At 71.1% G+C, this 19,174-nt stretch carries 22 protein-coding genes and 1 pseudogene; 10 read left to right on the top strand and 13 right to left on the bottom strand.

Translation table 11 applies throughout. The features are described from left to right. Positions 1-62: 62 nt before the first annotated feature. Positions 63-311: pseudogene (locus ACZ53K_RS16355) on the top strand (ATP-binding protein); the annotation flags it as partial. 177 nt (positions 312-488) lie between these two features. Here ACZ53K_RS16355 and ACZ53K_RS16350 read toward each other — a convergent pair. After that, complete coding sequence (locus ACZ53K_RS16350; RefSeq protein WP_468836433.1) at positions 489-1,538, bottom strand: methyltransferase; 1,050 nt, start codon at positions 1,536-1,538, stop codon at positions 489-491. A gap of 306 nt (positions 1,539-1,844) precedes the next feature. On the opposite strand from ACZ53K_RS16350, the gene wrbA reads away from it, so the two are divergent. The 3 genes from wrbA (at position 1,845) to ACZ53K_RS16335 (ending at position 4,637) form a co-directional block, all read left to right on the top strand. Continuing rightward, entirely contained in the window at positions 1,845-2,477 is a 633-nt protein-coding gene (gene wrbA, locus ACZ53K_RS16345) for an NAD(P)H:quinone oxidoreductase (RefSeq protein ID WP_468836431.1), read from the top strand. A 15-nt stretch (positions 2,478-2,492) separates the two neighbouring features. Then, positions 2,493-3,905, top strand: coding sequence for a glutamate decarboxylase (locus ACZ53K_RS16340; protein WP_468836429.1), 1,413 nt, complete (start codon positions 2,493-2,495; stop codon positions 3,903-3,905). A 108-nt stretch (positions 3,906-4,013) separates the two neighbouring features. Beyond that, on the top strand, positions 4,014-4,637 hold the full coding sequence (locus ACZ53K_RS16335; RefSeq protein ID WP_468836426.1) for a Uma2 family endonuclease: 624 nt from the start codon (positions 4,014-4,016) through the stop codon (positions 4,635-4,637). On the opposite strand, the gene ACZ53K_RS16330 is transcribed toward ACZ53K_RS16335, so the two are convergent. Next, positions 4,638-5,279, bottom strand: a complete 642-nt coding sequence (locus ACZ53K_RS16330; RefSeq protein ID WP_468836423.1) for a PadR family transcriptional regulator — start codon at positions 5,277-5,279, stop codon at positions 4,638-4,640. A gap of 95 nt (positions 5,280-5,374) precedes the next feature. On the opposite strand from ACZ53K_RS16330, the gene ACZ53K_RS16325 reads away from it, so the two are divergent. Beyond that, entirely contained in the window at positions 5,375-6,142 is a 768-nt protein-coding gene (locus tag ACZ53K_RS16325) for a bleomycin resistance protein (RefSeq protein ID WP_468836421.1), read from the top strand. Positions 6,143-6,212: 70 nt separating this feature from the next. Here the strand turns inward: ACZ53K_RS16325 and ACZ53K_RS16320 are convergent, their stop codons facing one another. The 3 genes from ACZ53K_RS16320 to ACZ53K_RS16310 form a co-directional block, all read right to left on the bottom strand. After that, complete coding sequence (locus ACZ53K_RS16320) at positions 6,213-6,758, bottom strand: DinB family protein (protein ID WP_468836418.1); 546 nt, start codon at positions 6,756-6,758, stop codon at positions 6,213-6,215. Between the two features lie 124 nt (positions 6,759-6,882). Next, entirely contained in the window at positions 6,883-8,340 is a 1,458-nt protein-coding gene (locus ACZ53K_RS16315) for an aldehyde dehydrogenase family protein (protein WP_468836416.1), read from the bottom strand. 90 nt (positions 8,341-8,430) lie between these two features. Next, entirely contained in the window at positions 8,431-9,294 is an 864-nt protein-coding gene (locus ACZ53K_RS16310) for a helix-turn-helix domain-containing protein (protein WP_468836413.1), read from the bottom strand. 320 nt (positions 9,295-9,614) lie between these two features. Here ACZ53K_RS16310 and ACZ53K_RS16305 point away from each other — a divergent pair, with 320 nt between their 5' ends. Then, positions 9,615-10,115, top strand: a complete 501-nt coding sequence (locus ACZ53K_RS16305) for an ATP-binding protein (RefSeq protein ID WP_468836411.1) — start codon at positions 9,615-9,617, stop codon at positions 10,113-10,115. 141 nt (positions 10,116-10,256) lie between these two features. Here ACZ53K_RS16305 and ACZ53K_RS16300 read toward each other — a convergent pair whose 3' ends face one another. The 5 genes from ACZ53K_RS16300 to rpmG all read right to left on the bottom strand — a co-directional run bounded on the left by ACZ53K_RS16300 (position 10,257) and on the right by rpmG (position 12,742). Then, a complete protein-coding gene (locus ACZ53K_RS16300; RefSeq protein WP_468836409.1) occupies positions 10,257-10,496 on the bottom strand; it encodes a DUF397 domain-containing protein in 240 nt (79 codons plus the stop codon). A 332-nt stretch (positions 10,497-10,828) separates the two neighbouring features. Further along, entirely contained in the window at positions 10,829-11,065 is a 237-nt protein-coding gene (gene rpsR / locus ACZ53K_RS16295) for a 30S ribosomal protein S18 (RefSeq protein ID WP_468836407.1), read from the bottom strand. Between the two features lie 56 nt (positions 11,066-11,121). After that, the gene (locus ACZ53K_RS16290; RefSeq protein WP_468836404.1) at positions 11,122-12,315 is read right to left on the bottom strand and encodes a CobW family GTP-binding protein; all 1,194 of its coding nucleotides are present in this window, start codon (positions 12,313-12,315) and stop codon (positions 11,122-11,124) included. Next, positions 12,315-12,569 (bottom strand): type B 50S ribosomal protein L31, encoded by a 255-nt coding sequence (locus ACZ53K_RS16285; RefSeq protein ID WP_468836401.1) that lies wholly within the window; start codon positions 12,567-12,569, stop codon positions 12,315-12,317. Before ACZ53K_RS16285 ends, ACZ53K_RS16290 begins: the two co-directional genes overlap by 1 nt. A gap of 8 nt (positions 12,570-12,577) precedes the next feature. Next, positions 12,578-12,742, bottom strand: a complete 165-nt coding sequence (gene rpmG / locus ACZ53K_RS16280; protein ID WP_030679044.1) for a 50S ribosomal protein L33 — start codon at positions 12,740-12,742, stop codon at positions 12,578-12,580. Between the two features lie 50 nt (positions 12,743-12,792). Here rpmG and rpmB point away from each other — a divergent pair, with 50 nt between their 5' ends. Both rpmB and rpsN read left to right on the top strand, forming a co-directional pair. After that, positions 12,793-13,029, top strand: a complete 237-nt coding sequence (rpmB, locus tag ACZ53K_RS16275) for a 50S ribosomal protein L28 (RefSeq protein ID WP_125054964.1) — start codon at positions 12,793-12,795, stop codon at positions 13,027-13,029. Continuing rightward, a complete protein-coding gene (gene rpsN, locus ACZ53K_RS16270; RefSeq protein ID WP_468836399.1) occupies positions 13,029-13,334 on the top strand; it encodes a 30S ribosomal protein S14 in 306 nt (101 codons plus the stop codon). Before rpmB ends, rpsN begins: the two co-directional genes overlap by 1 nt. A 121-nt stretch (positions 13,335-13,455) precedes the next feature. Here rpsN and ACZ53K_RS16265 read toward each other — a convergent pair whose 3' ends face one another. The 3 genes from ACZ53K_RS16265 to ACZ53K_RS16255 all read right to left on the bottom strand — a co-directional run bounded on the left by ACZ53K_RS16265 (position 13,456) and on the right by ACZ53K_RS16255 (position 15,982). Then, positions 13,456-14,052 carry a Uma2 family endonuclease gene (locus ACZ53K_RS16265; RefSeq protein ID WP_468836396.1) on the bottom strand — a complete coding sequence of 199 codons (597 nt, stop codon included), beginning with the start codon at positions 14,050-14,052 and terminating at the stop codon, positions 13,456-13,458. Positions 14,053-14,155: 103 nt separating this feature from the next. Then, on the bottom strand, positions 14,156-15,001 hold the full coding sequence (locus ACZ53K_RS16260) for a nitrilase-related carbon-nitrogen hydrolase (RefSeq protein WP_468836393.1): 846 nt from the start codon (positions 14,999-15,001) through the stop codon (positions 14,156-14,158). Between the two features lie 213 nt (positions 15,002-15,214). Further along, positions 15,215-15,982 carry an alpha/beta fold hydrolase gene (locus ACZ53K_RS16255; RefSeq protein ID WP_468836391.1) on the bottom strand — a complete coding sequence of 256 codons (768 nt, stop codon included), beginning with the start codon at positions 15,980-15,982 and terminating at the stop codon, positions 15,215-15,217. A gap of 244 nt (positions 15,983-16,226) precedes the next feature. Here ACZ53K_RS16255 and ACZ53K_RS16250 point away from each other — a divergent pair, with 244 nt between their 5' ends. Together ACZ53K_RS16250 and ACZ53K_RS16245 are read left to right on the top strand one after the other, a co-directional pair. Beyond that, on the top strand, positions 16,227-17,333 hold the full coding sequence (locus ACZ53K_RS16250) for a winged helix DNA-binding domain-containing protein (protein WP_468836389.1): 1,107 nt from the start codon (positions 16,227-16,229) through the stop codon (positions 17,331-17,333). A gap of 141 nt (positions 17,334-17,474) precedes the next feature. Then, entirely contained in the window at positions 17,475-19,142 is a 1,668-nt protein-coding gene (locus ACZ53K_RS16245) for a bifunctional 3'-5' exonuclease/DNA polymerase (protein ID WP_468836387.1), read from the top strand. Positions 19,143-19,174: the final 32 nt, after the last annotated feature.

Raw genomic sequence — 19,174 nt, 5'->3', positions numbered from 1 at the left:
CTTTAGGCGTCCAACTATTGAGACGGCCCTTCGTGAGGCGCTACGTTCAAGTGCCGTAGGACCTGATCGCCGATATCGAACTTCTCGTCAGCGAACTGGTCACCAACGCATACCGCCATGGCACCGAGCCGGGAGACCGCATCGCCATGGCCATGGAGGTGTCGCCGGGCAGAGTGCGAGTTGAGGTGCACGACCCGGTCCGGCGCCGACCTCGCATCGAACCGCTCAGCCAGTCACGGCAGCGCGGCCGCGGCATGGTCATCGTGAATGCACTCGCCGATCGGTGGGGCGTCGCCCACCGACCGCTCGGAAAAATCGTGTGGGGTGGGCTGACGTGGTGGCTCGCACGCGGCGGAGCCGTCACGGCACGGGACATCTCCCGGAACGGCGCCGCACCCTCGCGCGGCCACCCCGGCGCCGCCCGGCCGGGCAGGTTGCCGGGCGGCGCCTGGGGCCGCCCGGCTGGTGCCGGGCCGCCCCGTACCGGTTCAGACCGCGGAGGCCTCGATGAGGACGAAGGGGTCCGGGGCCGGCAGGGGGGTGAGGCCGGTGATTTTGAAGCCGGCCTTGGTGCACAGGGCCTCGAAGTCGGCGCGGGTGCGTTCCCGGCCGCCCACGTTGACCAGCATGTTGAGGTCGCTCATGTAGGGGAGGGCGGACTCGCCGGGCCGGACGGTGTCGGTGAGGACCGGTTCGATGATCAGGAGGCGGCCGTCGGCGGGCATCACCCGGCGGATGCGGCCCAGGATGTCGGCGCACTGGTCGTCGTTCCAGTCGTGGATGACGCTCTTGAGGAGGTAGAGGTCGCCGCCTGCCGGTGCGGCGGTGAAGAAGTCACCGGTCTCCAGGGTGACGCGGTCGGCGACGCCTGCGGCGGCCAGTTTCGCGGGGGCCTGGGCGTGGCCCTCGGCGGAGTCGTAGATGATGCCGCGGGGTGCGGGGTGGGCCCGGAGGATGGCGGCGAGCAGGGTGCCGTCGCCGCCGCCCACGTCGACGATGGTGGTGAAGCGGCCGAAGTCGTAGTGGGGCGGGACGTCCTGGGCGGCGATCCGGGTGCCCTGGCCCATCGCGGTGTTGAAGACCTGCGACAGTTCCGGTTCGGTCTTGAGGTGGCTGAAGAAGTCCGTACCGAAGATCGCGTCGAAGGCGGGTTCGCCGCTGCGGACGCTGTCCTCCATGCGCTCCCGAGCGCGGGTCATGACCGGTTCGCTGAAGATCCGGGCCAGTGCCGCCATGGAGTCCGGGGTGTCGGTGCGCAGCAGCGCGCCGGCGGCGGTGGCTTCGAAGACGCCGGGTTCGTGTTCGGTGAGCAGGTCCAGCGCGGCGAGCGCGCGCAGCAGGCGCAGTGTGGCCTGTGGGTGGGCGCCGCACGCGGACGCCACGTCGGCTGCCGTACGGGTGCCGTCGCCGATGCGGTCCAGTACGCCCATCCGGACGGCGGCTCCCACGGCGTACGTGGCGAGCTGTCCGAACAGCAGCCGGGTGACGGTGCCGCGAGCCGCGCGTTCCAGTGTCGCCCGTTCTTCGTTCGCTTCCACGTCCGCTCCTTCGGGTCGCCTCGGACGCCGTTCCCGCGCCGGACCGATGGCCCGGGTGACGGCATGGCGGAGCCGGCGGATACGTTCCCCCGTCCCGCGTAAGTTAGGTAAGCCTAAGTTGCGTGGCGACCTGGCGCAATACGCAGGCAACACAGAGGAGGGCCAGGGTCGTTGACGCTTCACTCACTGGACGTCACGGTGGAGGGAGGCATCCTCCGCACCCCGGCTCGCGTGCAGCCGGACGTGGTCGCGAGCGCGCCGAATGACCCTTATGACCGTATCGTCACCTCCGTAGGAGGTATCGCCATGACCCAGCCCAGCGCCCCGGCCGTCCGCCTCGCCGTCGTCTACTACTCCTCGACCGGTACGGTCACCGAACTCGCCAAGGCCATCGCGGACGCCGCAGAGAAGGCCGGCGCCGAGGTGCGGCTGCGCAAGGCCGCCGAACTGGCGCCGCAGGCCGCCGTCGAGTCCAACCCCGCCTGGGCCGAAAACCTCCGCGCGACCGCGGACATCGCCGAGGCCGCCCCCGACGACATGCTCTGGGCGGACGCCGTGATCTTCGGCTCCCCCACCCGGTACGGCAACGTCGCCTCGCAGCTCAAGCAGTTCATCGACACCCTCGGCGGACTGTGGCAGCAGGGCAAGCTGGCCGACAAGATCTACAGCGGCTTCACCGCCTCGGCGACCAAGCACGGCGGCCAGGAGTCCACCCTGCTCGCGCTGTACAACACGATCCACCACTTCGGCGGCATCCTCGTGGCCCCCGGCTACACCGACCCCGCCAAGTTCGCCGACGGCAATCCGTACGGCACCTCGCACGTCGGCGGCCCCGAGACGCCCCTCGACGACGAGGCCCGCACCGCCGCCGGCATCCAGGCGCGACGCGTCGTGAAGTTCACCCGTGCCCTGAAAGCAGGGCTTCCCGCGTCCGGGTGAGGGTACGCGGCCACCATGCCACTCCACGAGGGCTCAGACGCCAAGGACAGCCGGCGGCATCTGTCGGTCAACCCCTTCTACGGTGAGGCCGACCCGGTCGCGGGGATGACCGCGGCCCCGCCCCGGCACACCCTGCCCGACGGCCCCACCGCCCCCCGCGCGGCCTACCAGCTCGTCCACGACGAACTGATGCTGGACGGCAACTCCCGGCTGAACCTGGCGACTTTCGTCACCACCTGGATGGAGCCGCACGCCGATGTGCTGATGGCGGAGTGCCGCGACAAGAACATGATCGACAAGGACGAGTATCCGCGCACCGCCGACCTGGAACAGCGGTGCGTGGCCATGCTGGCCGACCTGTGGCACGCGCCCGACCCGTCCGCCGCCGTCGGCTGCTCGACGACCGGTTCCAGCGAGGCGTGCATGCTCGCCGGGATGGCCCTCAAGCGCCGCTGGTCCCGGGCGAACGCCGACCGCTATCCGGCGGGCGCCCGGCCCAACCTGGTCATGGGCGCGAACGTGCAGGTCTGCTGGGAGAAGTTCTGCGCGTTCTGGGAGGTCGAGGCCCGGCAGGTGCCCATGCGCGGCGACCGCTTCCACCTGGACGGGGAGTCCGCCGCCGCCCTCTGCGACGAGAACACCATCGGCGTCGTGGCCGTCCTCGGCTCGACCTTCGACGGTTCGTACGAGCCGGTGGCGGAGATCTGCGCGGCCCTGGACGGCCTCCGGGACCGCACCGGCCTGGACATTCCCGTGCACGTCGACGCGGCCTCCGGCGGCATGATCGCGCCGTTCCTGGACCGGGACCTGGAGTGGGACTTCCGGCTGCCGCGCGTGGCCTCCATCAACACCTCCGGCCACAAGTACGGGCTCGTCTACCCCGGAGTCGGCTGGGCCCTGTGGCGCGACCAGCGGGCGCTGCCGGAGGAACTGGTCTTCCACGTCGACTACCTGGGCGGCGACATGCCGACCTTCGCCCTCAACTTCTCCCGGCCCGGCGCCCAGGTCGCCGCCCAGTACTACACGTTCCTCCGGCTGGGCCGGGAGGGCTTCCGCGCCGTACAGCAGGCCACCCGCGACGTGGCCCGCTCGCTCGCCGACCGGATCGGCGCGCTGGGCGACTTCCGCCTGCTGACCCGCGGCGACGAACTGCCGGTCTTCGCCTTCACCACGGCCGACGGCGTACGGAACTTCGACGTCTTCGACGTGTCCCGCCGGATGCGGGAGCGCGGCTGGCTCCTCCCGGCGTACGCCTTCCCGCCCGGACGCGACGATCTCTCCGTTCTGCGGATCGTGTGCCGGAACGGGTTCTCGCATGATCTGAGCGATCTGTTCGTGGCCGATCTGGAGCGGCTGTTGCCGGAACTGCGGCAGCAGGGCGGGCCTTTGGGGGGCCGGGCGGGTAAGGACACCGCGTTCCACCACTGAAGGCCCCGAAGAGCGCGCCACCCTGCGTCACTCGTGCGGGTGGCCCTACGGTCGTTCTCGGGACGCGGGCCCACGAACACGTTCACGATTCGGTGCATGGGAGCAGCAATGGCCGCAGAAGCCGAGCAGGAGCGGGGAGAGCGGGCCACCCCGGAGAACTGGATGCACCGGCCACCGAGCGGCTGGACGTATGACCAGGTGAAGGATTTGCAGCTGCCGTTCGACTGGGAACTGCTGGATGGGAATGTCGTGGTCCGAGGAATGGCCGTGTGGCGGCACAACCGCGTACGGGACAGGTTGTACTACCAGTTGGAGAGCGCCTGTCGTGAGCCATTCGCCGTCAATGTCGAACAGTGCACCGTGATCGATGTCCACAACGCCCCCAAGCCCGACGTGGTGGTCTTCGACGAGTCGGAGCTCGATATCGACACGGTGGCCCAGATCCCCGTGGAGAAAGTCGCACTGGCTGTGGAGGTCGTGTCCGACGGATCGCGCCTCGCCGACCGCTTCAGCAAGCCGGCTCTGTACGCCGAAGCCGGCATCCGCTCCTACTGGCGTATTGAGCGCGACGAGGGCGGCCTGCCCGTAGTGCACGAGTTCTGGCTGCATCACGAGACGGGGGTCTACGCTCCGAGCCCGGAGCGGCCCACCCACATCGGCAAGTTGGTGACAAGCGTTCCGTACCCCGTGGAGATCGATCTTCAGGCGCTCGTCAGGAGGCGTCCGGCCTGATCAATCCCCGTACTCCGGGTCCGGCTCCCCCGTCGCATACGGATTCACCTGCCCCTCCGCCAGCACCCCCACGAACGGCTCCCCCTCCCCCGCGAAGACGTACGCCCCGCCCTCGATCCGCTCGATCAGCCCGCGCGTCCACTCCGCGCCGCTGTCCGCCGCGTGCACCCACATGTTCATGATCTCGCCGATGTGGCCGAGCTGTTCCGGGCCGTCTTCCGGTGTGTAGTACTCGGTGACCGAGAGCCGCCATTCCTCCAGGCCCCGTACGCGCTCCTTCAGCAGGGCCACGGCCTCCTCGCGGGGCAGGTCGACGAGGAAACCGATCGCCGCGCTCAGCTCGTCGACCTTGCGGTCGTGCTGGGAGAGGGAGGCGCGCAGCAGCTTGAAATACTCCTCCGTGCCCGCGTCGGTCAGCTCGTACTCCGTACGCGGCGGGCCGCCGGCCGGGCTGGGCGCGATGTCGTGCGCGCGCATCAGTCCCTGCTTCGCCAGTTGCTTGAGCGCGTGGTAGATCGACCCCGGTTTGGCGTTGGACCACTCGTGGGCGCCCCAGTATTCGAGGTCGTTGCGCACCTGGTAACCGTGCGCCCGCCCGTGCTGACGCACGGCCCCCAGGACCAGCAGCCGGATCGCCGACATCGTCTCCTCACATCCCTCGTACTCGCGGTGTCACCAGCCTAGCCGATCATCTATTCAAGTTTGATTACTCGCGTGGCGCGCCGTACGCTCCCGGCATGGCCGAGACTGTGATTCCGATCCTCCCGTGCCCCTCCATCGACGAACTTCTCGACTTCTACAAGGCCCTCGGATTCGAGGTGACCTCGTACCAGACCACCCCGAACCCGTTCTGCGGCGTCCGTCTGCGCGGCATAGAGCTGCAGTTCTTCGGGATGAAGGCGCTGGACCCGACCGCCTCGTACAGCACCTGCTACGTCCTGACCGACGACGTGGACGCGCTCCACGCGTCCTTCCGCGCGGGCCTGAAGGGCGCGTACGGCAAAGTGCCGACCCGCGGTCTGCCGCGGATCGGGGCGGTGAAGGACATGGCGTACGGGGTGCGACAGTTCCTGATGACCGACCCCGGCGGAAACTGCATACGGATCGGGCAGCCCATCGCGGACAGCAGCTTCGAGTACCCGCCCGTACCGAAGGAGCGCTACGCGCGCGCCCTGCACCAGGCCACGCTGCTCGGCGAGTCCAAAGGGGACCACGCCGCCGCGGCCCGTGTCATCGACCGGGCCCTGAAGGGCGTTGCTGCGGCGGAAGGCCGTACGGCAGACGAAGGTACGGCGGCCAACGGTTCGGCCGAGGCCGGGCCCTCGCCGCTTCAGCTCGTGCAGCTTCTCGTACTGCGCGCCGAGATGGCCGCGCAGTTGGACGGTACGGAAGCGGCCGCCTCCTGGCTCGACCGCGCGGACGCGGTCGAACTCGGCGACGCGGACCGGGAGTCGGCCCGCGATGAGCTGCGCCGGGCGGCGGACCTGCGTGCGGAGGCGAACTGAGGGAGGGGGCCGGCCGCGGGCACGGCCGTATGCCGTACCCGGCCGCGCCCGCCGGACCCGTGGGGCCGCCTCAGCCCTGCGCCGCGCGCTCCTCGTCGACCAGGGTGAAGGCGGTCTTGCCGTCCAGGGACTCGCGGATCACGTCCGCGTGCCCGGCGTGCCGGGCGACCTCCTCGATCAGGTGCAGCACCAGCCAGCGCATCGACTGCACCGCCTTCGGCGGGTACCAGGGCGCCTCGGGCAGCGGGAAGGTGGCGTTCAGGTCCGGCAGCGACCGGACGAACTCCTCGGTCTTACGGGCCACCTCGTCCCAGAAGGCGAGGATCGACGCGACGGTCTCCTCGCCCTCCAGCTTGAAGCTCAGGTGCCAGGTGTCCATGTCACGCTGGATGGAGTGCGGCAGCTCCTGCGCGGTCTCCACCCAGCCCTGCTCGACCTCGGCGACGTGCTTGATCAGGCCGGACAGGGACAGTTCGCTGGCAGACGGCCGCTGCGCGGCCTGTTCGTCGGTGAGGCCGAGAACGGACCGGCGCAGGCCGCCGCGCTGCGCCTCCAGGAAGGCCAGGAGCGCGCCGCGCTCGTCGCCGTGGGCTTCGGCCGGAACGTGAGTGGGCATGGGGTCCGCCTTTCGCGAGGGCCGCGGCGCTGCTGCCGCGGTCCGACAAGAAGAACGTTAGGGAGCGTTGAGGACAGGTTCTGTCCTCAACTGCCCATGGCCCGGGAAAACGTCCGGCCGGGGTTCAGAACGGGAACCGCGACCGGCCGTGCTGAATGGAGATCCACTTGGTGGTGGTGAAGGACTCCACCATCGCGTCACCGTTCAGCCGCCCCAGCCCGGAGGCCTTCTCGCCGCCGAAGGGCACGATCGGCTCGTCGTGCACCGTCCCGTCATTGATGTGGATCATGCCGGTCTCGACCTGCTTGGCGAAGCGCACGCCCCGCTCGATGTCGGCGGTGTGCACCGCGCCGCTCAGCCCGTACGGCGTGGCGTTGGTGATCCGTACGGCCTCCTCGTCACCGTCGAACGGCACCAGCGCCACGACCGGCCCGAAGATCTCCTGGCTGAGCGCGACGGAGTCCTCCGGCAGCCCGGCCAGGACGGTCGGCTCGACCAGGGTGCCCCGGGTCGTGCCGTGCACCAGCGCGGTGCCGCCCTCGGCGACGGCGCGGTCCACCACCGCGGCGACGGCCTCCGCCTGCCCCTCGTTGATCAGCGGGCCGATGTGGGTGGCCGGATCGCTCGGGTCGCCGACCTTGAGCGACATGACCTTGGCGACGAACTTCTCGGTGAACTCCCGCTCCACCGCGCGGTCGACCAGCACCCGGTTGGCGGCCATGCAGACCTGCCCCTGGTGCACGAAGCGGCTGAAGACGGCGGCGTCCACCGCGTAATCGATGTCGGCGTCGGCCAGGACGACCAGCGCGCTGTTGCCGCCCAGTTCCAGGACCGTGCGCTTGAAGTGGGAGGCGGCGACGGTCGCGACGTGGCGGCCGACCTTCTCCGAACCGGTGAAGGAGATCACCTTCGGCACCGGGTGTTCGATGAGCGCGTCGCCGATCTCCGCGATGTCGGTCACCACGACGTTCAGCAGGCCCGCCGGCAGCCCGGCCTCCTCGAAGACCTTCGCGACCAGGCCGCCGCCGCAGACCGGGGTGTTCTGGTGGGGCTTGAGCACCACGGCGTTGCCGAGCGCGAGCGCGGGCGCCACCGACTTGACCGACAGCAGGAAGGGGAAGTTGAAGGGGCTGATGACGCCCACGACGCCGACCGGGAGCCGGTAGAGCCGGTTCTCCTTGCCGTCCACCGGGGACGGCAGGATGCGGCCCTCCGCGCGCAGCGACAGCTGGATCGCCTCGCGCAGGAATTCCCGTACGAGGTGCAGTTCGAAAGCGACCTTGGCCGCGGTGCCGCCGACCTCCGCGGTGATCGCGGCGCCCAGCTCCTGCTCCCGGTCGTCGATGATCCGCAGCGCGCGTTCGAAGACCAGTCGGCGGGTGTACGGGTTGGTGGCCCCCCACTCCCCCTGTGCACGTTCCGCCGCACGGTACGCCTGGTCGATCTCGTCGACCGTGGCCACGGTTATGGACGCCAGCTTCTCCCCGTCGTAGGGATTGAAATCGACGATGTCCCACGAGCCGCTTCCGGCTCGCCATGCGCCGTCGATGTACTGGTACGCCAAGTCGTCGAAGAAGGACATGCGAAATCCCAATCTGGAGGACAGGGCGCCGGTCACAGCGCCCTAGCCGGGGGGTGCTGGCTCCTGATTGGAACTCATGCTACCTACGAGTTAAGTCAGTTGGAGTAGACCACGTATCAAGTCTCTGGTCTCGGCCGGATTGGGGCTGTCCTCCTGGAGGCGGTCCATGACCCGGCCGTACTGCGCGACCTCGTCCCGCTTGTCGAGATAGAGCGCGCTGGTCAGCTGCTCCAGGTACACGACGTCGGGCAGGCCGGGCTCCGGGAAGCCGAGCGTGGTGAAGGCGCCGCTCTCCCCCGCGTGCCCGCCGAAGCTGAACGGCATCACCTGCAGCCGCACGTTCGGCCGCTCGGAGAGTTCGATCAGGTGCCGCAACTGCCCGCGCATCACTTCGCGGTCGCCGTACGGGCGGCGCAGCGCGGCCTCGTCGAGCACGCAGTGGAACTCCGGCGGGCGCTCTGCCAGCAGCAACTTCTGCCGCTCCAGGCGCAGTGCGACCCGGCGGTCGACCTCCGCCGCACTCGCACCGGGCATACCGCGGTGGACGACGGCGTGCGCGTACTCCTGCGTTTGCAGAAGCCCGTGCACGAACTGCACCTCGTAGGCGCGGATGAGGGAAGCAGCTCCCTCCAGCCCCACATATGTCTGAAACCAGCCGGGCAGGACGTCGCCGTAACTGTGCCACCAGCCCGCGACGTTGGCCTCGCGCGCCAGCACCAGCAGGGCCTCGCGCTCCTGCGGATCGTTCACGCCGTACAGCGTGAGCAGGTCCTCCACGTCCCGCGCCTTGAAGCTGACCCGGCCCAGTTCCATCCGGCTGATCTTCGACTCGGACGCGCGGATGGAGTAGCCGGCCGCCTCGCGGGTGATCCCGCGGGACTCGCGCAGCCTGCGCAGTTGTGCCCCCAGCAGGATGCGCCGCACCACGGACCCGCTCGATTCGCTTGCGGACACCTTTGTGACCCTCCCATGGCCCACCCCGTCCAACAGTGGCCCGCAGTCTGCCACGTCCGGGCTTCGTTGAGTGCTCATCCGGTTACGGATGTGGGAGGTCCGGGGTGCCGCTCCACAAGAACACGTAGGAAGAAATACGCGTGAAGTGGGGCCCCCGCCCCCAAACAGGGCGCGTGCACGTGCATCTGCCCTTGCATCTGGCGTACGCATTGGGAACCATGGGCAGCGCACACATGCACGCTCGTGAAAGATCCGCCAGACCGTCGGATCCGGCTGCCCGGCCAGGATCATGACGTCCGCGAATGCCAGGAGTGCCTCGCATGGGGACCAAGGTTTTGACCATGCTCCAGCCGTTATGGCAGGACTTCCCTCCTGTCGACCCCCTGGCCGTCTCCGGTTCCGTCTCCTACTCGCTGGCCCCCCGCTACGAATCGGTGCGCGGCGCGCGGCAGTTCACCCGCGAGACCCTGTGCCGGTGGGAACTGGACGAGATCTTCGACGGCGTCGCCCTGGTCGTCTCCGAACTGGTCACCAACGCACTGCGGCACACCGCGCCGGCCGGCGTCACCGGCCCGTGCGAGCCGGCTCACGACCCGGGCGCCCCGCCCGTCAGGCTGCACCTGATGCGCTGGTCGTCCCGGCTGGTCTGCGCGGTACGCGACTCCAGCGACGCGTCACCGGAGGCCGAGGAGGCCGGCACCGGCGCGGAGTCGGGCCGCGGCCTGTTCCTGGTCGACTCCTTCAGCGACGGCTGGGGCTGGCACCCGCTGGCCGGCGCACCGCACGGAAAGATCGTGTGGGCGCAGTTCCGGCTGCCCTGAGCGGCGGATGCTCCGGGGCCTCGGGGGCACGGGGCCCGGGGGCCACGGAGCATCCGCCGGCCTGGCCGGACGGCCGGGACCGTCCGGGCAGGCGCGCCGGTCGCGTACCGGGCCTTTCCGTACGGCTCGGTCCCGTGCGGCTCAGTCCCGCACCAGGTGGTCGAACTCGCCGTCCTTGACGCCCAGGATCATCGCCTCGACCTCGGCCGGCGTGTAGACCAGCGCCGGCCCTTCCGGGAACCGGGAGTTGCGCACGGCGATCTCCCCGCCCGGCAGCCGCGCGAACTCCACGCAGGACCCCTGCGAGTTGCTGTGCCGGCTCTTCTGCCAGGCCACACCGTGGAGATCCGTTGCGGCCATGCCGTTGTATGCGTCGGGCACAGGTGTCTCCCGGTGGATGCGGTGGTCAGCGGTGACGGATCGTGGCGCGCTGAGCGGTAGGCGGTCGGTGATGGGCTGTCAGCAGCAGTGCGCACCACGGGAACCGGTGTCAACTGCAACTGGTGGGGATCATAGCTGCGTTCATATGCCGATGCATGGTCGGATGCACGTGCACGACGGCCCGTGGCAGCCCGGTCACAGCTCGTCGATCACCATGCTCACGGGACGTATCACCGGACGCCAGAGTTCCCCCGCACAAGAGAACCGACCTTCCGCAACACCTCACGGTGCCCCGGAAGGCCGGTCCGCTCCCTCTGAGCGACGGCCCTGCCTCACTTCGACGAGTACGGCAGCAGCGCCATCTCCCGTGCGTTCTTGATCGCGCGGGCCAGCTGCCGCTGCTGCTGCGCGCTCACCCGCGTCACCCGGCGGCTGCGGATCTTGCCGCGGTCGGAGATGAACTTCCGCAGCAGGTCGGTGTCCTTGTAATCGATGTAGGTGATCCGCGCCGCGTCCAGCGGATTGGGGCGGGGCGCGGACTTCTTGCGGGGGTCGTGGCGACGGGGCATCGGGGCTCCTGATGGGGGTCGTACGGGCCGGACGCGGCCGGTGAAAGGGGCGGGGGTTACGAAACGGGGTCGAGGAGTTCGTCGAACGCGGGGGCCAGCCGCTTCCACGCGCCCGGCCCGCCCGCGTACTCCTCGTCCGTCAGCAGGCAGGACTCCAGCAGCGAGGTCAGGCCGTCGCGGTCCAGCCCCGGCGAGGTGAAGACCAGGTGCTGGGCGCGGTCGCCGTGCTCGGGGTGCCAGTCCAGGGCGGCCGCGGCGCGGCGCACCGGCGGCACCATTTCCCAGGCGGCGTCCGGCAGCGCGGCCAGCCACGGTCCGGCGTTCTCGACGCACAGGGCGCCGCCCGCCGCGTCCCAGGACAGCAGCGTGTCCGGCCGGTCCGCCAGCCAGAAGCGGCCGCGGCTGCGGGCCGCCACACAGCACAGGTCTTCCAGCGCCGCGTACAGCCGGGCGGGGTGGAAGGGCCGGGTGTGGTGCCAGACGAGCGTGCCGACACCGTCCGCGTCGGCCTCCTGCGGGAGCAGCGCGCACGCCGGGTGCTGCCGCGCCGCGGCCGCCTCCACGTCGAACCCGGCGAGCGCCACCTCGGCCAGCTCCCCCGGAGATGCGACGTCCACGAGCCGCGCCGTCGGCTGCAGCTGGGTGAGCAGCGCCAGATCGGCCGCGTCACCCTCCTCTTCACCGGGCACGACGGCGAGCACCGGCGGGTACTCCAGCTGCCGGGCCCAGGTGTCCGCGACGGTCCGCTGGTCCGAGGCCGCCGCGGCGAGTCCCGCCTCGGCCAGGTCGTCGCCGCAGCCCAGGTACGGCAGCAGCAGCGCCGGATCGACGGCGGTGATCACGCCGGTCAGCGCGAGCGCCTCGCCGCCGCAGGCCGTGACGACCTCGGCCATGGCCTTGGGCTCCACGGAGTCCCACAGTTCGACGACGGCCAGCCGGCAGGTGCGGCCGTCGGCCAGCCGCTCCAGCTCGGGGACCAGGTCCTCGCGGAGCGCGCAGCAGGCACAGTCGTTGACCAGCGGCGCCTCGCCCGTGTCGAGCACGCCCCCGGCGTCCCGGACCGTCCGGCGAACCGTTCCTTCAGCGGCGGCGGAGGCGAGGTCGTGGTGCAGCGCGACACTGCCGGGCACGGCGCGCAGCAGCCGCTCGACGGCGGTCCGGCGGGCGTCCGAGTGCAGCCCGCCGACGATCACCACGGCCAGCCGGTCCCCGGGGCCGCCGGGTGCGCCGCCCTTCGACGGGCCGCCCATCAGCGGTCCCCGCTCTTCCCGTAACGGCGCTCGAACCGCTCCACGCGGCCCGCGGTGTCCAGCACCCGCGCCGTCCCCGTGTAGAAGGGGTGGCTCGCCGAGGAGGTCTCGACGTCGATGACCGGGTAGGTGTTGCCGTCCTCCCACTCGACCGTCTTGTCGCTGGTGGCGGTCGAGCGGGTGAGGAAGGCGAAGTCGGCGGCCCGGTCACGGAAGACGACGGGCCCGTACGCGGGGTGGATTCCTGGCTTCATGACGCTGCTCAGCGCTCCTCTCGGAAGTCGACGTGGCGGCGGGCGACCGGGTCGTACTTCTTCAGCACCAGCCGGTCGGGGTCGTTACGCCGGTTCTTGCGGGTGACGTACGTGTAGCCGGTGCCGGCGGTGGACCGGAGTTTGATCACGGGTCGTAGTTCGTTGCGGGCCATGGGCGCTACTATACAGAAATGGTTTCCATTTTCATTAGGAGGTCCTGACCTTGTCCGCCCACTGCCAGCTCACCGGCCGCGGCCCCGGCTTCGGCAAATCCGTTTCGCACTCCCACCGCCGCACGTCCCGGCGCTTCGACCCCAACATCCAGCGCAAGCGCTACTGGCTGGCGAGCGAGGGCCGGCACGTCCGGCTCACCCTGAGCGCCAAGGGGATCAAGACCGTGGACACGATCGGGATCGAGGCGGCCGTCGCCCGCATCCGCGCACGAGGGGAGAAGGTCTGATGGCCAAGAAGAGCAAGATCGCGAAGAACGAGAAGCGGCGCGCGACGGTGGCGCGCTACGCCGCCCGGCGGGCCCTGCTGAAGTCCGTCATCCGCAGCCCGCACACCCCGGAAGAGGAACGGCTGGCCGCCCGGCGCGAACTCACCCGCCAGCCGCGCGACGCGAGCGCCACCCGCGTACGCAACCGCGACAGCACCGACGGCCGCCCGCGCGGCTACTTCCGCGCCTTCGGCCTCTCCCGCGTCAGCCTGCGCGAACAGGCCCACGCGGGGTTCCTGCCGGGGGTACGGAAGTCGAGCTGGTAGGGGGCGGGGGTGCGGCTACGGGCCCGCTCCGGGACCGGGATCCCGGGGCGGGCCCGTGGGCCGCGATCTTCGGATCACCCTGGCCCGGCTGCCCCGGAGGCCACGACCCGGGCCACGCGGTTCAGAACTCGCCCGTGTCGATCTCGAAGTCGAACGGGGCGGGAAGGGCGATCGCCTTGGAGAGGGCGACCGCCGACAGACGGGTGTACTTGTCGCCCTCCGGTTCGGAGTAGAGCAGCACCTGTTCCGCCTCCCGGTCCACCAGGAGGTAGAAGGGGATGCCGGCACGGGCGTAACCGCGCAGCTTGGGACCGCGGTCCTGCTCCGCGGTGGACTTCGAGGTCACCTCGCCCACCAGCATCACCGGCGACGGATCGTGGTACTCCAGTCCGTCGCTGAAGCTCCCCTTCGGGGCGATCACCAGGTCGGGGACGACCTTTCCGGTGATCGAGACCCCCGGCACGTCCAGCCCCAGCCCGGTACGCGTGCGCAGCTTCGCGTCCTTGCGGCGGCCGGACACCTGGTCCGCGACTTCAGCCACGATCTCCTCATGCCCACCGTTCGCGGGTGGCACCACGTGGATCTCCCCTTCGATCAGTTCCACGCGCCACCCCTCGGGGACTGCCGCGTTCAACGCTTCGAAGGCTTCCTCGACCGACGCGATCATGGCTTCGTCACCGATCGCGTGCGGAGCGCGCTCTGGGGCTGCCAATGCCACGGAACCTCCTTCGTGCGGAGCGACGCTGCCAGCGTAAGTGACGGCACGCGGGCATTCGGGCGAAATCTCACCCGAACGAGCGTGCCCTCCCCCCTCGCCCGCGTCAGCTGTCCCCGCCCTCGTCGATCAGCCGCCGCACCTCGCGGTCGATGAGGCCGAGGCGGGCCTCCGCGACCAGCGGAACGGCGCGGCGCTGGCGGCGGGCCTCGGAGGGGTCGATGTCCACCGTGACCAGCGCGGGCTCCCATTTCGGGGCCTGCGCCACCACCGTGCCGCGCGGGTCCACCACCCGTGAGCCGCCCCAGAAGGCGGCACCGTGTTCGTTGCCCACGCGGTTGACGAAGACGATCCAGCACTGGAGCATCCGCGCCGTGTAGGAGAGCAGGGTGTCCCAGTACGAGCCGGTGTCCATCGCCTCCGGGTCGAGGCTCGCGGCGCTGTTGGTGGGGACGAACAGCACCTCGGCGCCGTCCTGCACGGCGATCCAGGGCAGTACCGGCTGCCAGGCGTCGTTGCAGACCAGCGTCGCGCCCCGGCCGCCGCTGGGGGATTTCGTCAGGTCGTACGCGCGTAGCGACTGGCCGGGGCTGACGTGTTTGCGCTCCTCCCAGGACAGGTAGTTGGGGAGGTACAGCTTGCGGTGCGCGTGCAGCAGCGCGCCGCCGGCGTAATAGGCGGCCGTGTTGTAGGCGCGCAGGACCGTGTGCTCGTGGAAGCCCACGAGGACGTCCGGGCCGAGCACGCTCAGGTCGCGCAGCCGCGGGTCCTGCGCTTCGATCGAGGCGTCCAGGGGCAGGGCGCCCAGGTGGTACCCGTGCAGACTCAGTTCGGGGAAGACGACGAGGTCGGCGCCCTGCTCCGCCGACTTCTCGACCTCCTCCCGCGCGACGGCGAGGTTCGCGTCGACCTCGCCCAGCCCGCAGTCCGTCTGCGCCAGTGCCACCCGCATTCCCGCACCTCGCTCCGTCGGCCGCCACGCCCGCCGTAGCGCCGCGCGGTGGGCGGTATACCCACCTTCCGCAGGGTTGGTGGCGTTACGGGCGGTACGTAGCCATGCTGACAGAGGATGCGGGAGCGGGCCTGTTCGCGCCTGCCCGGGCCCGTCCGGTCTCTTCGCACCGGTTCGGGCCTGCCCGCGGCGGGCCCGGGCCTGGCACCCGGGTCAGGCTCGGAGGAACTCCTCCATCGTGGTGACCAGCGCCACCGGCGTCTCGTGCATCGGGTAGTGCCCCGACCCTTCGAGCGTGACGATTTCGACCTGGGGGTACCAGCGCTGCCAGGTCTCCCGCATCAGCTCGGCGGTCAGCGCCAGGTCGTACGCGCCGACGGCCACCCGTACGGGGACGGAGTGCCGCTTCGCCGCGTCCGCGACCGCCTCCGAGAGGTCGAGCCGCTGCCAGCTGGCGAGATAGGCCGCGTGTGCCTCCTCGCGGGAGATGTCGAGGGAGTGGCGCACCATACGGTCCAGCCAGATGCGGCTCGCGCGGTGGCCGGTCACCAGGTCGATGATGGCGCGGCGCTTCTCCGGGTCGGTCGAGGCGCCGTAGAACAGCTCGTGTGTCGCGTCGTCCATCGGGTACTCGGCGGCGGGCACCGGCGCGGTGCCGAACATTCGGTTCACCCGATGGGGCGCGCGGACCAGCACCTGCTGCATGGCCTTGGCGCCCATCGAGTGGCCCACCAGGGAGAACCGGTCCCAGCCGAGCTGGTCGGCGAGGGCCAGCGCGTCGCCGGCCACCTCCGGCAGGTCGTAGCGGCCCGGTACGTACTTGCGGTCGCCGTAACCCCGGCAGTCGAGGAAGACGTACGTGAAGGCCTCCCGGTCGAGGAAGTCCAGGACGGACCCCCAGCCGGCCGAGGTGCCGAACCAGTCGTGGAGAACGATCACCGGGTGCGGTCCTGAACCGATGGCGCGGTGCGCGATGGCCATACGGGCGACTCCCTTGTCTGCCGTGGGCGGGGTGTGGGGCGCGGGATGAGAGGTACGGGGTGCCTGACCTGGGTCGGCGCGCGCATTCTCCCTCCAGTCGGGCGGGTCGGGTAGGGGAGGTATCCGGCCAACGTCAGGGTTGACGCACCGACTTGACGGGCCGGGCGCGGTACGGCGGCGGGGCTGTGCCGGGGCCGTTGTCAGTGGGGTGGTGTGCAATGGGGACATGAACGGGGATGTGCGGGTGAGTCACGATCAGGTGCTGGCCTGGCGGCTGCGGCGGCAGGGTCTCGTACCGCGTACGGACGCGTCGGCCGAGGAGATCGTCGGACGGCTGGCCGGGGTACAGGCCCAGGTCGCCTCGTCGGCGGAGCTGGCCGTCGCGGTGCGGCAGGAGAAACCGTCGGTGGCGGGCGTTCGGGAAGCGCTGGAAGCGCGCTCACTCATCAGGACGTGGGCCATGCGGGGGACGCTGCATCTGCTGCCGGCGGGCGAGGCCGGCGCGTATCTCTCCCTGCTCGCCGCCGCCCGGACGTGGGAGAAGCCCGCCTGGCAGCGGACCTTCGGGGTGGACCCGCGGCAGATGGAAGCGCTGGGCGAGGCGGTCGACGAGATTCTGGACGGTCAGGTGCTGACCCGGCAGGAGCTGACTGCGGCGGTGCTCGGGCGACGCGGGCTGGACGGGCTCGGTGAGCAGCTGGCGTCCGGCTGGAGCACGGTGCTGAAGCCGCTCGCGTGGACGGGCCGGCTGTGCCAGGGACCGGCGCGCGGACAGCACGTGACGTTCACGTCGCCCCGGTCCTGGGTGCCGGGCTGGCGCGGCATACCGGATCCGGAGGTGGCGGCGGCCACCGTCATCCCCGCCTATCTGCGCGCTCACGGGCCCGCGACACCGGCGGTGTTCGACGCGTGGCTGCTGCGGGGCGCTACGCGCAAGGGAGTGCTGCGGGGCTGGTTCGAGTCCCTGCGGGACCGGATGGCGGAGGTGTACGTGGACGGGGAGCGGGCGTTCGTCCTGGCCGACGACGTGGCGGAACTGGCCGGGACGGCTCCGGCCCCGGCCGGCGAACTGCGCCTGCTTCCCGGCTTCGACCAGTACGTACTGGGCCCCGGCACCTCGGACGCACGCCTGATACCGCCCGCCCACCGTGCGGAGGTGAGCCGCGCGGCGGGGTGGATATCCCCGGTGGTCGTGCTCGGGGGCCGGGTGGTCGGCGTGTGGTCCCTGACGGACTCGGCCCTGCGGACAACGACGTTCGACGGCTCCGCCCTCCCGGAGGCGGCGCTGGCGGAGGAGGCCGAAAGGCTGGGCGTCTGGTCGGGGCGGGAGTTGGACGTGGTCATGGCTTGAGGAGGGTGTGACTGCGGGACGCGGAGCCGCGATGGCCGGGCCGCGGGTGGCCTGAGGACGGCCGGGCGCGTAAGGACGGACGGACCACATGCGGCCTGAGGGCGCCGGGCCACGTGTGGCCCGAGGTGGGAAAGTGGACCTATGCGGTGGGTGGTCGGGGGAACCGGCGACGGGGGCGTGGCGGCCTGTGCCGTGGATGCGGCGGGGCGGCCCGTGGGGGTACCGGTCCGGGCGGGGAGCGTGGCGGAGGCCGTGCGTGCGTGTCCGGACGCGGAGCGGTGGGTGTGGCGGTCGACCGCGGAGACGTACCGGAAGCTGCTCGCGGCAGGCGTCCGCGTCGAGCGGTGTTACGACGTCGAGGCGGCCGAGGCGCTGCTGATCGGGCACGAGGAGGGCCAGTCCGGCCAGCCCCGGTCGCTCGCCGCGGCCTGGGCGCGGCTGCACCGGCTGCCGGTGCCCGACGATCCGCCGGTGCGCGGCGCGGAGACCCAGCCCTCGCTGTTCGAGCCGGGTCCGGTGCCGTTGCCGCCGGGGGTGGACGAGTTCACGGCGCTGCTCGCGGTGTACGCCGGGCAGTTGGAGCGTACGGAGCGGGCCGGGCATCCGGAACGTATGCGGCTGCTGCTGGCCGCGGAGTCGGCCGGGACGCTCGTCGCCGCCGAGATGCGCCGGGCCGGGCTGCCGTGGCGGGCCGATGTGCACCGGGAGTTGCTGGACGAGCTGCTCGGCGAGCGCTATCCGGGCGGCCTGGAGCCGCGCCGGATGGCGGAGCTGGCCGAGGAGGTCTCGCGGGCGTTCGGGGAGGGTGTGCGGGTGCGCCCGGATCTGCCGGGCGAGATCGTCAAGGCGTTCGCCGGTGCCGGCATCACGCTGCGTTCGACCCGTAAGTGGGAGCTGCAGGAGGTGCGGCACCCGGCGGTGGCTCCGCTGCTGGAGTACAAGCGTCTGTACCGCCTGCACACGGCGCACGGCTGGGCCTGGTTGCAGCAGTGGGTGCACGAGGGCCGGTTCCGCCCGGAGTACCTGCCCGGGGGCACGGTCTCGGGCCGCTGGACGACCAACGGCGGTGGCGCGCTCCAGATCCCCAGGGTGGTCCGCCGGGCCGTGGTGGCCGATCCGGGGATGCGCCTGGTGGTCGCGGACGCCGAGCAGATGGAGCCGCGGGTGCTGGCGGCGGTCTCCCGGGACCGGGGGCTGATGGAGGTGGCGGGCAGCGGCCGCGACCTGTACGCCGACCTGGCCGCGCGTGCTTTCGGGGGCGACCGGGCGCAGGCGAAGCTGGCGCTGCTGGGTGCCATTTACGGCCAGACGTCCGGCGACGCCCTCAAGCACATGGCAGACCTGCGGCGGCGGTACCCGGACGCGGTGGAGTACGTGGACGCGGCCGCCCGGGCGGGTGAGGAGGGACGTCTCGTACGGACCTGGCTGGGCCGCACGTGCCCGCCCGCCTCCGTCGCGGCGCCCGACGAGGCGGGGCTGCCGCAGGAGGAGGCACCGGCGTACGGCAGTACGGCGGGCGCCCGGGCCCGTGGCCGGTTCACCCGTAATTTCGTGGTGCAGGGCAGTGCCGCCGACTGGGCGCTGCTGATGCTGGCCGCGTTGCGCCGCTCACTGGCGCCGCTCGGGTCGGAGCTGGTCTTCTTCCAGCACGACGAGGTGATCGTGCACGCCCCCGAGGAGGAGGCCGCGACGGTGGCGGCGGCCGTCGCGGAGGCCGCCGAGCTGGCGGGGCGTATCGCCTTCGGTGAGACGCCGGTGCGGTTCCCGTTCAGTACGGCGGTGGTGGAGTGCTACGCCGATGCGAAGTGAGGTGACGGGGTAGACGAAGAGAAGAGAGAGGC

It is taken from the genome of Streptomyces sp. NPDC033221 (genome assembly GCF_055577005.1).
The sequence above is the reverse complement of the archived record's forward strand: the minus strand, read 5'-3'. Positions and strand labels throughout refer to the sequence as shown.